General features: G+C 50.5%; 10 protein-coding genes. 5 read left to right on the top strand and 5 right to left on the bottom strand.

The features are described from left to right. Positions 1-56: 56 nt before the first annotated feature. Together SD425_RS08090 and SD425_RS08095 are read right to left on the bottom strand one after the other, a co-directional pair. On the bottom strand, positions 57-1178 hold the full coding sequence (locus tag SD425_RS08090) for a porin family protein (protein ID WP_324677265.1): 1122 nt from the start codon (positions 1176-1178) through the stop codon (positions 57-59). Positions 1179-1327: 149 nt separating this feature from the next. Continuing rightward, the gene (locus tag SD425_RS08095; RefSeq protein WP_324677267.1) at positions 1328-3064 is read right to left on the bottom strand and encodes a phospho-sugar mutase; all 1737 of its coding nucleotides are present in this window, start codon (positions 3062-3064) and stop codon (positions 1328-1330) included. Positions 3065-3520: 456 nt separating this feature from the next. Here SD425_RS08095 and SD425_RS08100 point away from each other — a divergent pair, with 456 nt between their 5' ends. Further along, entirely contained in the window at positions 3521-5221 is a 1701-nt protein-coding gene (locus tag SD425_RS08100; RefSeq protein WP_324677269.1) for a hypothetical protein, read from the top strand. 68 nt (positions 5222-5289) lie between these two features. Here the strand turns inward: SD425_RS08100 and hppD are convergent, their stop codons facing one another. Next, the gene (gene hppD / locus SD425_RS08105) at positions 5290-6426 is read right to left on the bottom strand and encodes a 4-hydroxyphenylpyruvate dioxygenase (protein WP_324677271.1); all 1137 of its coding nucleotides are present in this window, start codon (positions 6424-6426) and stop codon (positions 5290-5292) included. A gap of 169 nt (positions 6427-6595) precedes the next feature. Here hppD and SD425_RS08110 point away from each other — a divergent pair, with 169 nt between their 5' ends. After that, on the top strand, positions 6596-6994 hold the full coding sequence (locus SD425_RS08110) for a hypothetical protein (RefSeq protein WP_324677273.1): 399 nt from the start codon (positions 6596-6598) through the stop codon (positions 6992-6994). Between the two features lie 91 nt (positions 6995-7085). Further along, complete coding sequence (locus SD425_RS08115) at positions 7086-7379, top strand: DUF952 domain-containing protein (protein WP_324677275.1); 294 nt, start codon at positions 7086-7088, stop codon at positions 7377-7379. 150 nt (positions 7380-7529) lie between these two features. Here SD425_RS08115 and SD425_RS08120 read toward each other — a convergent pair whose 3' ends face one another. Together SD425_RS08120 and SD425_RS08125 are read right to left on the bottom strand one after the other, a co-directional pair. Further along, entirely contained in the window at positions 7530-9440 is a 1911-nt protein-coding gene (locus tag SD425_RS08120; protein ID WP_324677278.1) for an ABC-F family ATP-binding cassette domain-containing protein, read from the bottom strand. Between the two features lie 104 nt (positions 9441-9544). Further along, the gene (locus SD425_RS08125) at positions 9545-9778 is read right to left on the bottom strand and encodes a hypothetical protein (RefSeq protein WP_324677280.1); all 234 of its coding nucleotides are present in this window, start codon (positions 9776-9778) and stop codon (positions 9545-9547) included. Positions 9779-9966: 188 nt separating this feature from the next. Between SD425_RS08125 and murI the strand changes: the two genes are divergently transcribed. Both murI and SD425_RS08135 read left to right on the top strand, forming a co-directional pair. Continuing rightward, complete coding sequence (gene murI, locus SD425_RS08130) at positions 9967-10797, top strand: glutamate racemase (protein ID WP_324677282.1); 831 nt, start codon at positions 9967-9969, stop codon at positions 10795-10797. A gap of 641 nt (positions 10798-11438) precedes the next feature. Then, positions 11439-14558: a T9SS type A sorting domain-containing protein gene (locus SD425_RS08135; RefSeq protein WP_324677284.1), complete on the top strand. Its 3120-nt coding sequence runs from the start codon at positions 11439-11441 to the stop codon at positions 14556-14558. The last annotated feature ends 53 nt before the right edge of the window (positions 14559-14611 follow it).

Consider the following 14611-nt stretch of genomic DNA (forward strand, 5'->3'; position numbering starts at 1 on the left):
GCAAGTAAGATGCCGCTTCTCCACAAACTCTGCGCGCAGAGTGGGATAATGTAGCCTTAAAAGGCAATGCCTAGGTCGAGGCGAAACGTGTTATGATGTGGCGTATAAGCAATATACCCGAGCCCGTCCACTAGCTTGTCGAAGCGAGCTTCAACGCTGAGTATTGGGAGAGCAGGACGATCAATGAGGAGCCCGACCCCACCAACCCAACCTAGGCTGCTGCGGTCAGGATGGCCAAGGGTATAGTGCTCGGCTTGAGCCTGATCCGAGCGCTGACGAATAGTAGCCGACTGGTTCTTGAAATTCAGGCCGTAGCTCGGACCTGCGTTTATATAAGGTCGTACGTTTCCGTAACCTAGGGTATAGCGGAGCAGCAAGGGCATCTGTACCTGCGAATACCGGATAGATACGGAGCTAGTAGCCGAATACAGCGAAGTGCCTGTGTAAGCGTCAGTGGGGCCGTAGTTGCTGCGTAAAGCTAGATAGGTAGCTTCTACCTGCACGGAAAACCTGGTCTTAGTTGTAAAGTGTAGGAAAGCGCCACCTTGGTAGCCAATGGCTTGTGTATGATTGCCTTCGTACGGAGTTGCAGAAAGAGAAAAGTCAGACCAATTCAGGCCTGCTTTCAGGCCAAAAGAGGCTCGCAGTCCGCTAGTCGCTTTTGCTAGCTTACTTGGTTGGCTCGGTTGTCGGCAAGTATTGTAAGCCATGATCAGGCGCGTCATGCCGCTATAGTTGTACGGATATTGGCGTACAGTCGCATCATCGCCGAAATCTAAAGAGGAGCACCCTGCCAGCAAGCGGTGAAAGGTAAGGCGGGCAGTGCTAGGAGGCACTTCAATCAGGTACGTCGAATCCGTGGGTTGCAGATAATAGCGCTTGTCACCCTGGGCGTTTTCTCCGCCATACAGCGTAACATACCCCTGTACCAAAGGTCTGACAAATTGCGGCGTACCATGCGGCCCCACGGTTTTGCTTATGCCAATAGGTTCGCTTGCGTCGCCGTAGCTACGGGCTTGGTTGGCGCTAAATTCGGCTGCTGGCATGCCGGGCCGATAAAGTCGTATCAACTGTGCATGCTTGCCAACTAGCTGGATTCGGCCGCGCAGGGTGTCACCGGCTGCCGTGACTACATAATCTGTTGCGGTATGTTGAGCTGCGGCGGAACCTGCGAGCAAGCACAGGGTAAAGGATAACGCGTAAAACTTCACTTAAGCAAAATATAGGATAGGTAAAATCGAAGCGGTTGTTATAGCTCACCAAAAGCAAAAAAGAAGCTAGGCTCCGTGAAACCTAGCTTCTAAGAAGAAAATATAGAAACAGCTTGTTATTTCAGCTGCATGTCTTCAATAATTGCCCCGATACGGTCAGTGAGCTTCTTGTCGACCATGTCGAAGTCGACGGCCGACGCGAGCGGGTGTTTCACGCTGAAGTAGAACTTGATCTTTGGCTCGGTGCCTGAAGGACGCGCCGAAATCTTGCTGCCATCTTCGGTGATGAACTGAAGCACGTTCGACTTCTCCAGGCCAGTTGAAGACTCTTCGCCCGTGCGCGTATTACGAATCCGACCTAGCTGATAGTCACGGATTTCGACCACCGGCGAACCGGCGATAGTAGCGGGCGGGTTGGCCCGCAGGTCGCGCATCATCTCCTGAATTTCTTCGGCGCCGCGCTGGCCTTTCTTCGTCAGCGAAATCAGGTTTTCCTGGTATAGGCCGTAGGTAGCGTACATCTGCATAAGGGCTTCGTACAGCGTCTGGCCTTTGTCTTTGGCTACGGCAGCCATTTCTGCAATCATGGCGCAGGCCGAAATAGCGTCTTTGTCGCGCACGAAATCACCGATCATGTAGCCGTAGCTTTCTTCGCCGCCGCCGATGTAGGTTTCATTGCCTTCTAGCTCGCGGATGACACCGGCAATGTACTTGAAGCCGGTGAGCGTCTGGTACGACTTCACGCCGTGGGCCCGGCCAATATCACCTAGCACGTCGCTCGTCACGATGGTGTACACGATGTAATCTTGGTCGGTCATCTTGCCGGCTTGCGCGCGAGCCGAGAGCAGGTAGTGCGTGAGCAGGGCAGCCGTCTGGTTGCCGTTCACTAGCACCCACTCGTTCTTGTGGTTTTTCACGCCAATGCCCACGCGGTCGGAGTCTGGGTCGGTTGCAATCACGAGGTCCGCGTCAAGCTGCTTGGCTTGGTCGAGGGCGATTTGCATAGCGGCCTTCTCCTCCGGGTTCGGCGACTGCACCGTGGGGAAGTTACCATCGGGTGTTGCCTGCTCCTGCACGATGTGCACGTTGGTGAAGCCGAAGCGTTGCAAAGCCTTAGGCACCAAGGTAATGCCCGTGCCGTGCAGCGGCGTGTACACAATCTTCAGATCGTGCTGGCGCTGGATGGCGGCAGGGTTGATGCTAAGCTTCTGTACTTCACTGAGGTACGCCTCGTCAATGTCGGCGCCAATCATGTGAATGCGCGACTCATTGGCAGCAAATTTCACTTCATCAACCGAGTGAATAGCATTCACTTCTTGGATAATGTTCTTGTCGTGGGGCGAAACTACCTGGGCACCGTCCTGCCAGTACACTTTGTAGCCGTTGTACTCCTTGGGGTTATGCGAGGCCGTGATAACCACGCCGCTCTGGCATTGCAGGTGGCGAATAGTGTACGAAAGCTCAGGCGTAGGCCGCAGATCCTCAAATAGATAAACCGTAATGCCGTTGGCAGAGAAAATGCCGGCCGCAATGCGCGCAAACAGATTGCTGTTATTACGCGAGTCGTGGGCAATGGCTACTTTAATTTCCTGGTTCGGAAACGACTTCAGCAGGTAGTTGCTCAGGCCCTGCGTGGCCATGCCCAGCGTGTAGCGGTTCATGCGGTTCGAGCCAACGCCCATTACGCCGCGCAAGCCGCCGGTCCCGAACTCTAGGTCGCGGTAGAAAGCATCGTTGAGGGTATCTTCCTGATTATCGGCGAGCATCTGCCGAACTTCGGCTTGGGTGTCGGCGTCGTAGCTGCCAGTAAGCCAAGTATTTACTTTCTGCTGGATTTCAGGGGTGAGAGCCATTGTACAATAATCAAGGATTGGTTGTGAGGGTAAAGAAAACAAATAATGCCAGCAAACCATGTTGGCAGCTATTTGTGCTTACGTGTCTGATGAAAAAGCGCCTTCCGAGCTGAAAAGCGCGCTGCAACATTAGTGATAATTCCACATTATATCACGATAACCGAATATTATGTATCTGTTGGGCGATATAGGTGAGGAGCGTTGAAGATGGGGATATAGGCACAGTATACGCAGAATGTGATGAGGTTGCTGAAACAAAGAAGCAGTTAGGTATGAGGGCCTGCCGCTACATGCATTTACCTGAAAAATACAATCGAAGTAACTGTACCCCGTTCATCATCACATACATATGCGATTGAAATGCGTTGATTTTTTGGCGCACTTGCAGCCGCAAAAGCTGCTTGCCCTCACGCATTGACCTAGGTAGGCAGCAGACTCTCTTCACAAACTGTTGCTATGTACGCCACACACCGTCTCACCAATTTTCTGTTCTCTCTTCTGACTTTGCTGCTCGCCGCACTTTTGCCCGCTGCTGGAGCATTTGCACAGAAGCCTGTCAAGGCCGCAGTACTTCCGCTCTTCGACAAAGTGCCTGCTCCTCCCACTGCTCCTAGTTGTAGCCTAAAGCTGCCAGTCGGCTTTGCGGACTTGCAGCGGCAGGTAGATCAGCTGAGTTATGCCATCGGAAGTGGCCGTACCGCTGAGCAGTCGAAGCAAGAGACGCAGATGCGGTCAGTGAGCCAGAAGGTAGCCGCTGATGGTGTGGAGCATATGACCGATGCGCAAAAGATGGCTTATATGCAGCAGCAAGGAGCTAGCTTACCTGGCTATAATCCGCAGGCTATGCAGCTCGCTCAGCAGATGAAAGACCCCGCGTTTGCTGCCAAGTTTGCTACAATGAGCGACATGGAAAAGGCGCAGTACATGCAAAAGCAGCTAGCTGCGCCTGGCTCTACGCAACAACGCATGGTCAACGATCCTGCCTTCCAAGCCGCGCAAGCCGACTTCATGCAGCAGATGCAGAGCCCTAGCTTCCGGACAGCGTGGGAGAAGAAATCGGAAGCGGAGCAGGATGCGTATATGCAACAGCTCATGCGCAAGCACGGCCTCAGCGCGGCGCGCATGGAAGCCGTAGCAGGCAACGTTAAGCCCTCGGCACCTGCTGCGCCCCTAGTAGCAGCGGCTGCTCTGGACGCCAACTCGAAACTGATCAGCACCATAACGGCCGACATCAACAACCCAGATGGTTTTCAGCGTGTGCAGCAGCAACTACAAGCTAACTTAGCAGCCGTTGATGAAGAGGTAAGAGCCCACCCGCAGAAAGAAGCCAAGGAGGGCGACTGCCAAGGCCAGCGCCGTAACTATGACCAGAATCGTAGCTACCAAAAACAGCGCCTCGACCTAATGGCCAAGTATATGCCGCAGCTAGCAGCGGCTTGGCGGGCCCGCAAGATGGAACTGGTAGCGCGCGTCACTCCCTTTCACGCGGAGTTAGCCAAAATTCACTACGGCGACGATATCAAGCACGAAGGAGAGAAAAACTTTATTCCTGCCTTGGCCGAAGGTCAGCAGCTAATGCTAGGAGAGGTGACGCAGTTGGCTGGCTACAGCCAGGCTGTGTACGAACTGAACAAAACGTATTGCGACCTAATGGCTAGCTATAACAAGCCATTTGCGTGCGAAGCAGCCGTGTGCTTTCCTCCGTCCGCGCGCGTAACCTTGCCCGACGGGCGGCAGGTGCATATCAGTAAAGTGCGCCCTGGCGATGAAGTGCTCGGCTATGATGTGGCCACCGGCCAAGTGCGTGCCACGCGTGTGCTTCGCCTCGATATCCACAGCGACCATGATTACCAACTGGTACAGCTGACTATCGGAACACCGGCCGTGTACGCCAGCCTCGCTTCTGCGGCGGCACCTAGCACACCCGTTGCGAAAATACTCGTGACGCCCAACCATCCCTTTGTCACGGCCGACCGCCAAGCGTTACGCGCCGATCAGTTGGAGTCTTTCAACGACCTGCTGCGCCTCAACGGCCGAGGTGTAGAAGCTACGCACTTGGTTGACCGCCAACCTGCTGCACCCACCTGGGAGGTGTATAATCTGCGTACTGAAACCGGTAATTATTTTGTTAGTGGTGTGCTAGTAAGCAGCAAGTAGAAGCTAGGCTATACTACCCTGAAGCCCGCCTACCCAACCCTGAGGTAAGGCGGGCTTCAGAGCAAATGTTACAAGTTGCCGCGCAGTGCTTGTTCCCGCTCAATCGACTCGAACAGGGCTTTGAAATTGCCCTTACCGAAACTCTTCGCGCCTTTGCGCTGAATGATTTCGTAAAAGACCGTGGGACGGTCCTCCACTGGCTTCGTAAAAATTTGGAGCAAGTAGCCTTCCTCGTCACGGTCGACCAACAGGTTGAGTGCTTTCAAGGAAGCTAGGTCTTCGTCGATGGCGCCTACCCGGTCTAGCACATCGTCGTAATAAGTGGCGGGTACGCTCAGGAATTCTACGCCGCGGCGCCGCAGCTCAGCAACTGTCGTTCGAATATCGTGCGTAATAATGGCAATGTGCTGTACGCCAGCCTCGTGGTAGTAATCGAGGTACTCCTCAATCTGCGACTTCTTCTTGCCCTCGGCTGGCTCATTGATCGGGAACTTCACGTAGCCGTTGCCGTTCGAGACGACCTTCGACATTAAAGCCGAATACTCAGTACTGATATCGTCGTCGTCGAAGGTGATGAGTAGTTTGAAGCCCATAACGTCTTCGTAAAACTTCACCCACTGGTTCATTTGTCCCCAACCGACGTTGCCAACACAGTGGTCAATATATTGCAAGCCAACAGTGTTGCCTTGTGGCACTGCACTAGTCCGCGCCACAAACCCTGGCATAAATGGCCCGGTGTACTTCGTGCGTTCCACGAAGGTGTGAATCGTTTCGCCGTAAGTGTAAATGCCCGCGAGCGTGACTTCACCATGCTCATCGGAAAGCGTGTACGGCTCGAAGGCCGGGCGGGCGCCGCGCTTGGTTGTTTCTTCAAAGGACTTGCGGGCATCATCTACCCACAGCGCCATCACCTTCACGCCGTCGCCGTGGCGGCGCACGTGTTCCGATATTTCGGAGTCGGGGAGGAGGGAGGTAGTCAGTACCAAGCGAATTTTATTCTGCTGGAGCACGTAGCTAGCTCGGTCACGCAGGCCTGTTTCCGGACCAGCGTAGGCGACTAGCTCAAACCCGAATGCGGCTTGATAGTAGTAGGCCGACTGCTTGGCGTTGCCCACGTAAAATTCGATGTAGTCAGTGCCTTTTAAAGGCAAGAAATCGGCGGCCGTTTGGGGTGCCGCCGCGAGCAAGGGAGATGAGGTCTCCATGGGTGGTGGGAGTTTGGGTGGAAAAGAGTGGAGTAGTAAAAGTAACCTTTTGCGCGTAACTGCCACAGTTCTAGCCTCAAGCTCGTATTAAAGAAAGCAGACGATCTGCATGTCGTAGATTTGCAGAATCCTACGCAACTTTGTGCACAAACTTTATTGAACTGTGGCTATGAACAAGGAGGACCTGAACCGCGCCCTCGTAACGCTAATCGAGAAGAAGCAGGAGCTGCTAAAGCTGCCCTACAACCACGACAGCTACGATGACATCGAGGAGGAACTACACGATCTAGAAGACGATTTTAACGAAGAATACGGCCCTTATCTAGAGGAAGTGCTGGAGAAGGTACACGAGAAACTTTGCCCCGACACCGACGTGTTGTTGCCCACGGCGTACTTGCCCAACGACCTAGGTGGTGGCTCCGGCGATACGCTCTCCCACAAAGAAGGGGTATGGGTCGACTCTGACGAATTTCCTGGTAAAGAAGCTCGCCTCGTGCTTATCCCTAACCCGACACGTTTGATTTTGTCGGTTGGCAAAAGCGTCCGTAAAGAGGTTTGGAAAGCCTAGGAATACCTATTGCGTCTTAGTATATGATTTCACATATATAATCTCCAGTAGATTGTATTTGTGATTTATATATTAGCTCAATAGTGGAATCTTGCTTTACCGTATTACTTCATCAGCAGACTGGAAGCAGGCGCAGCTGCAAGGCTTTTTCACTAGCCCTGATCTGCTCGTTGCTGGCTATATTCATAGCTCAGTACTCTCACAAGTGGTTGATACTGCCAACATGTTTTGGCTTGGCCGTGAAGATGTGCTGATCTTGGAAATAGATGGGGCGTACTTACGAGCCGAAGGAATAGAGGTAGAGGTGAGACAACAATGGGCCGCTGAACGGGGACAGGTGTTAAACTCCATCCTGGGCTCCATTCCCTTGGCTGCCATCGTGTGAGTATTACCTATCGCTTCGGACGCAACAGGAACGTTTTGTCTGCCAGAGGAGCTAGCTCAAATCTTAGTAAGACAGTAGCACATGCTTCGGCAACAACAAAAAGGCCTCTGCTGATGATAGCAGAGGCCTTTTTGTTGTTAGGAAACCAGATTACATTAGGTCCGCTAGTTCCAGCCACCGTTCGCCTTTGGCATCTAACTCTGCGTCGGTACGCTTGAGTTGAGCAGCCCAGTCGGCGAGTTGCTGGTGTGTGCCTTGGCCAGTGTTAAGTTGCTCGATAAGCTGCTGTTTGCTGGCTTCAAGCCGCTCAATGTCAGCTTCTATCTGCTCGTATTCTTTTTTCTCGGCGAAGGTTGCCTTCCGCTTAGCTGGCGTTGCCACAGCGGGGCTAGCTATCGGAGCCGCAGCTGGAGCTACGCCTGCGGCAGCTTTGGCCGTGCGTGCTGCTTCTTGAGCATACTCGGCGGCGTTGTGCTCCTTTTGCCACTCGCGGTAGTCGGTATAATTGCCAGGGAAGTTGCGCAGATTGCCACCTGGCTCCAGCACGAACACATGCTCCACCAGTGCATCCATAAAGTAGCGGTCGTGCGATACAATAAGCAGGCAGCCAGTGAAGTTGAGCAAAAATTCCTCTAGAATATTGAGGGTAATGATGTCGAGGTCGTTGGTCGGCTCGTCGAGTATAAGGAAGTTGGGGTTCTTGATGAGCACGCGTAATAGTTGTAAGCGACGCTTCTCTCCGCCGCTCAGCTTATTCACCAAGGTGTACTGCTGCGCGGGTGGAAACTGGAAGTGCTGCAAAAATTGTGAAGCCGTCACTACATCACCATTGGCCATTTCTACTACCTCGGCTACTTCCTTCACAATGTCAATCACGCGCTGGCTCTCATCGAACGCTAACTCGCTCTGTGTGTAGTACCCAAAGACTGTATTCTGGCCTTTGTCGATAGCACCACTATCGGGAGCTAGCTGCCCTGTGAGCATATTCAGCAGCGTCGACTTGCCCGCGCCGTTGGGCCCGATCAAACCGATGCGGTCCTTTTTCTTGAACACGTAGCTGAAGTCTTGCAGCACGACTTTGTCGCCAAACTGCTTGTGCAGGTGCTCCACCTCAATGATCTTACCGCCTTGGCGCGTCGTTTTCACCGACAGCTCTAGCTGTGGCCCACCAATCTTCGTCTTGGCTTTCTCCTGTGTTTCGTAGAAAGCATCGATACGCGCTTTCTGCTTGGTGCCGCGTGCCTGTGGCTGGCGACGCATCCATTCTAACTCTTTCCGCAATAAGTTGCGCGCTTTTTCTACTTCGGCCACTTCCATCTGCTCGCGCTCCGCTTTCTTCTCCACAAAATAGGAGTAGTTGCCTTGGTAGCGGTGCACACGGCCTTGATCGAGCTCCACAATCTCATTGGCTACCTTATCTAAGAAGTAGCGGTCGTGGGTTACCATGAGCAAAGTAAGAGACGGAGAAGCGAGCCGATTCTCAAGCCACTCAATGGTGTCAAGATCCAAATGGTTGGTTGGCTCGTCCAGAATAAGAACTTCCGGCTCCTCGATGAGGACACGGGCTAGCGCCACGCGCTTACGTTGCCCACCAGAGAGCTTGCTCACTTGCCGGTCGAGCAGCTCACCCAGAATACCTAGGCGACCTAGGATCTGTTTTACCTGCGAGTCATAATCCCACGCGTTGAGGGCGTCCATGCGCTCCATCACGCGCTGTAGATCGTCCGGCTTGTGGTTGGGGTCATTCACCACATGCTCGTAGTCGCGAATGGCGGCTAGCGTATCATTTTGGCTGGCAAAAATAGTTTGCTCAACGGTCAATGATTCATTGAAGACCGGTTGTTGGCCCAAGAAGGCCACGCGAATGTCTTTGCGCACACTCACCGAGCCGGTATCAGGTTGCTCCTGACCAGCCAGAATACGTAGCAGCGTGGTTTTGCCGGCGCCGTTGATGCCTACTAGCGCCACGCGCTGCCCTTGGCTCAAACCAAAAGCTAGCTCGCGGAACAACCAGCGGTCGGCGTAATTTTTTGATATATTTTCAGCAGAAAGAAGATTCATAAGACAAAGGTAGGCGCTAGGAAACAGAAGCTAAGAGCTAGCCCTAAATACTATTGTGGCAATGGCTCTGAGCCTTCGTAGGTTCCTTTGTTACTAACTTCTTCTCAGATCACCCGCACCTGATCTACGTTTATGTCATCGCGCAAGATCTCCAATCCACGGTAAGCCAGCGGGCGCCCGGTGTTCGTCGTAAGCTCGCCACCGGCTGAGTGTAAGTGCGCTACGTCGAGCACAAGTTGGGTGTATTTACGCTCCCCAAGCTCAATAGCTACGGGCCGCCCGTGGCTTACATCGTAAGTCGCCAGCGCATGATCGATTTCTTCCAGAATTTTGCTCATTGTGCAAAGAGGATAGATTGGGAGCTAAGATAGAATTTGTTGGCTTATTGTTGTTGCCGGTGGGTTTGACAAGCAAAAAATGGCGTGGTTGGTGTGCAACTTTAGTCGTATTACTAGTGAGCAGAAAACCGTGGGCACGGTTGTCAGCAATGGCAATTAGCCCCCGATCATAGTACCTTCGCCCACCTATGGCTCCTACTTCTTCCGACCTAGCTACCCGACCTATTGGTGTATTCGACAGCGGCATTGGCGGTCTGACTGTGGCACGGGCGGTCAACCGCGTATTGCCCCACGAACGATTAATCTATTTCGGCGACACGGCGCACCTACCTTACGGTGATAAGTCGCAAGCTGCTATTCAAGCGTATAGCATCAAGATTTGTGACTTGCTGCTACGCCAGCAATGCAAGGTTATTTTAATTGCCTGCAACTCTGCCTCCGCCGCTGCTTATGAACTAGTGCGCGAATATGTAGGCAGCAAAGCACGCGTACTGAACGTGATAGACCCCATCGTTGCCCATATTGGTGAAGTGTATGCTGGCCGCACAGTTGGCCTGATTGGAACGAAGCAGACAGTAAACTCCAACGTTTATAAGAAGAAAATCGACGACCTAGATGCCAACGTGCAGCTTCAGTCGCTGGCCACTCCGTTATTGGTCCCTATGATTGAGGAGGGCTTCTTCGAAAATAATATCAGTGACAACATTATCCGAACCTACCTAGCTAATCCTCACCTAGATGGAATTGACGCCTTGGTACTAGGTTGCACTCATTATCCTCTTATTCAGGAAGAAATAAAAGCTTATTACCAGGGGCGAGTGGCGGTTCTAGATGCTTCTGATGTAGTTGCGCAGCATGTGAAAGCTTATTTGCTTGACCACCAGTTAGCTGCTCCCACTACTGCCAACTCACCAGAGCACCTATTCTACGTCTCTGACTTCACGCGTTCCTTCGAGGAGAGTACACGAATCTTCTTCGGATACCAAGTGCGTCTGGAGCATTATCCACTCTGGGAGTAGAAGTGCCACTTCAAGTCAGGATCAAAACTGCAGGACGGTAGCTTATTGCTAAGTCGTGTGGTACTCGCATGTTTTCCTTAGAAGCTTGGCTGCTAGCTAGTAAGATGGTACGATTCTTACAGGACGCTTTCGAATAGCTCTAAGAACTGAAAATCCGGTCAGGTACATACTCTGTTATCAACAGGTATACTTGTTATATTGGCGTGTGAATAAATTTATAATTTGTGGATTTTGAAATCTTTAACAAGAATATAAAAAAGCTAAATTATGAGTTCAGTTATAGCGGTAGTTTGTGTGGCACATGCTATGCTGTTTTTTGTAATATAATAATATTCTAGCAAGATAGATGACTTACTAGTGGGCGCGTTGTCTAATTTGTAGTACACCCCAATATCAGCCATATACGTGAAAAATAACCCGCCATTTGGCACGAATTGTGGTTAGTTCAGGCGAGCTAACGGGCTCTGTGTACTTTCTTGATATAGGAATAATTATACTTATAACTAGAAATTTCATGATCTTAAGTTTGAATTTGTTCGTATTGCATTTCGTCGTTAATGGCAATTTGTAATTGCATCTGTGATGAGTAGGGGCATTGCATTTTTCCAGTAATTCTTTTACCTGTCATCCTATTCCATACCATGAAGAACTCTTACTTGAACGCTGTGTTACACTACTTACGACCTCCTTCGTGGATGTTGGCTTTAGTGGCTCCTTTGCTGTTTATTTCACCCTTAACGTTCGGACAAACGTTCACGGAGAACATGGGGAATACTCCTGGCACAGGAGGTAGCCCAACTAATCTCAACGGGTATAATGCAGGCGGTATAGGCTCGCGTGAAAGTATTTCGCATGCTAATACCCGCGGAGCTTTCAAGAATACTCAGTTTACCTTTTCAGGATCAGCTGTTGGAGCGGGTACTGCTCCTGCTCCAGGTGCGAATCCTCCAGCATTGCCTGGTATTTTCTTCGGCCCTCAGTCTGGAAATCCAACTGCGGCTGGCGAGTATACTTTTCAGATAAGTAATATTAACACTTCTTATCTACAGGATCTGAAACTGTATTTCAACCTATACAGCGCTACTACAACAGGTTCAACCTTTATTGTTGAGTATAATACTAATACAGGTGCAGGGTGGATTGAAGCATACAATAGCTCGACCGCTAATTCTACTTGGACAGTTAAGGATGCTACTCTTTCAGGTGCGAAAGGAGCTTCCAATCTGAGCATTCGTTTTAGAAAACCAGCGAATACCACTGCTCGTGAGTTTCGGATGGATGATGTGCAGCTAGTAGGTACACCGATGCTTGTAGTAGATCAAAGCAGTATCGATTTTGGTCCGCTTCCTATAGGACAGTCCACCGTTAAGTCTTTCACGGTGAAAAGTGCTGAACTAACGAAAAACGTAGCTATTACTCTACCTACAACTTCTCCTTTCTCGATCAGCACTAGTAATACGGCGTCTACTTTTTCTAACAGCGTTACTCTCACTCCTGCCAATGGTAACGTGAATAGCACAGTTTACGTGCGGTTTGCGCCCACACAAGTATCCGATTACTCAGAAACGATTTCATTAGATTCTGATGGTACAAGTGGAAATGTAGTTGATTTAGCTGGGTCAGGTACCCCTTCAGCCCCCACACTTGTAGTAGATCCTAGTTCGCTAGATTTCGGAACCGTTGCATCTAATGGTTCGGGGCAGACGTTAACTTTCAAAGTAACAGGTTACAACTTAACTGCCCCTATTGCTATTACCGCAACTAACACTGCTATTCAATTTCGCGATCCTTCTACTAATGGCAACTTTGGTACAACTTTATCGTTGACACCTAGCTCTTCTAACGGCGGTATATCAAAGACGATAGAGGTGCGCACCACATCAGGTGTGCCTGTTGGTGCATTCACAGGCTATATCAATTTAAAGGGTTCTTCTACGGATGGTGTTTCTGCACAAGTAACTATCACGGCTATCAACAACGGTGCTGACGCTGAACTCTCTCTTTCTGGAACAGCACCAACTAAGTTTTCAACTGTAGCCAATATAGCTTCTGCTTACCAGTCTTATAACGTGGGTGGCACTAATTTACAGAGCGACATCACAGTTACTGCTCCTAGCTTATTTCAGGTGTCACTCACTTCGGACTTCTCTGATATCACAGTTGGTGCTACCGGTAACTCTATCCAAATCCTTCGCCCACGTGACGGTAGCGGTAATGTGACTAACCTGAATATCGCCGGTGTGCCAATTTATTTCCGGTACCTACCAAGTGATGCTCGTGATGTCAACAACGTCAACATCTTTATCACGAGTCAACCTGCCACAACTAAAGCCATTCAGGTGTCTGGTACGAGTGTGCCCTCGGTGGAGCTAACGAACGGTTTTACCCCAGCAGCTAACATTATATTAGGTTCGGGTCCAACCAATGGTCAATCTATGACCATTAGTGCTAAGCGTGTATCAAATGCAATCACTATATCAGTTGCAACCGATGCCAATGATTACAACGCAAGCAAGACTCCTCAATACGAACTGTCAGACAACAACAGCACTTGGGGTAGCACAATCGTAATCAATCCGGATGCAAGTACTTATACTGCTACAAAGACGATTTATGTACGATATAATCCAACTTACCTAGGGACGTCTACTACCTTTTTGTTGTATCAAACAAATGATTCGAACACCAAAACTGCGCAAGTATTTAGCAATAACACAGATGGTACTAACAACGGTACGCTAACAGGAAATGCGCTTGCTAATGAGCCTGTTAAAGATGTCGCGGCTACTATCACGGTGCAACGCGACTTGGCGGCAGGATCTGCCGTAGTGAACTTCAACTTACCGTCTGGTTATGACAGCCGAACCAATACGCAAGGGTATGGCGAAAGCCGTTTGTTAGTTGTAAGTCTCAACTCAAGTATGCCGGCAGACGCACAGCCAGTTGATGGTACTTCTTACAACATTAATAGTGGTGTATATGGTGGTACAGGAACTAGCCAACAAGTAGCGTCGGGTTACCATGTCGTATACGCTGGCTCTGCTCCTACTGCAACAATAACGGGGCTGGACAAGACGAAGACTTACTACTTCTACTCGTATGATTTCAACAACCTATTTACTTACATAAATAGCAGCAACCAGCAAGTAACTGTAGGTGTGCAGAATGCTGAAAACTACAAGACTCCCTCTGTATCGGTTGCTGGCATTGTAGCGCCAGGAGCACCACTACCAGTTGAGCTTATGGCTTTCGGAGCGAAGCTGCAGAAGGGACGTGTATATATAACGTGGTCCACAGCTTCCGAAAAAGATAACGAAGGATTTAACATAGAGCGTAGCCAAGATGGCAAAACGTTCACGAGCATTGCCTATCAAAAAGGACAGGGTACGACAGCCAACAAGACGTCTTATGATGCAATTGACAATCAGCCGCTAGTAGGTACCTCTTACTACCGTCTCAAGCAAACTGATTTTGACGGTACTATCTCTTACTCGCCAGTAGTGACCATCTTGAATGCGGTCAGCTCGATGAGCGCGAGTGTGTATCCAAATCCAACGCAGGATGTAGTAACGATTAATTTGGGTCAGCTGGCAGTAGAAGGGGTACAAGTACAGGTAACAGACATGATGGGCCGCGCCGTCCAAGCTCAAAAGCTAGGCGCCACCGGCGAACTAAACCTGCGTGATCTTAAGCCTGGCACTTACCTTATTACAATTAATGCAGGCGAACAACGCTTCATGAGCAAAGTGGTTAAAAACTAGTCAGCATTCTACTCCACGAAAAAGCCTTCTCTACATGAGAAGGCTTTTTCGTG

This window comes from Hymenobacter sp. GOD-10R, assembly GCF_035609205.1.
Taxonomy (GTDB): domain Bacteria; phylum Bacteroidota; class Bacteroidia; order Cytophagales; family Hymenobacteraceae; genus Hymenobacter.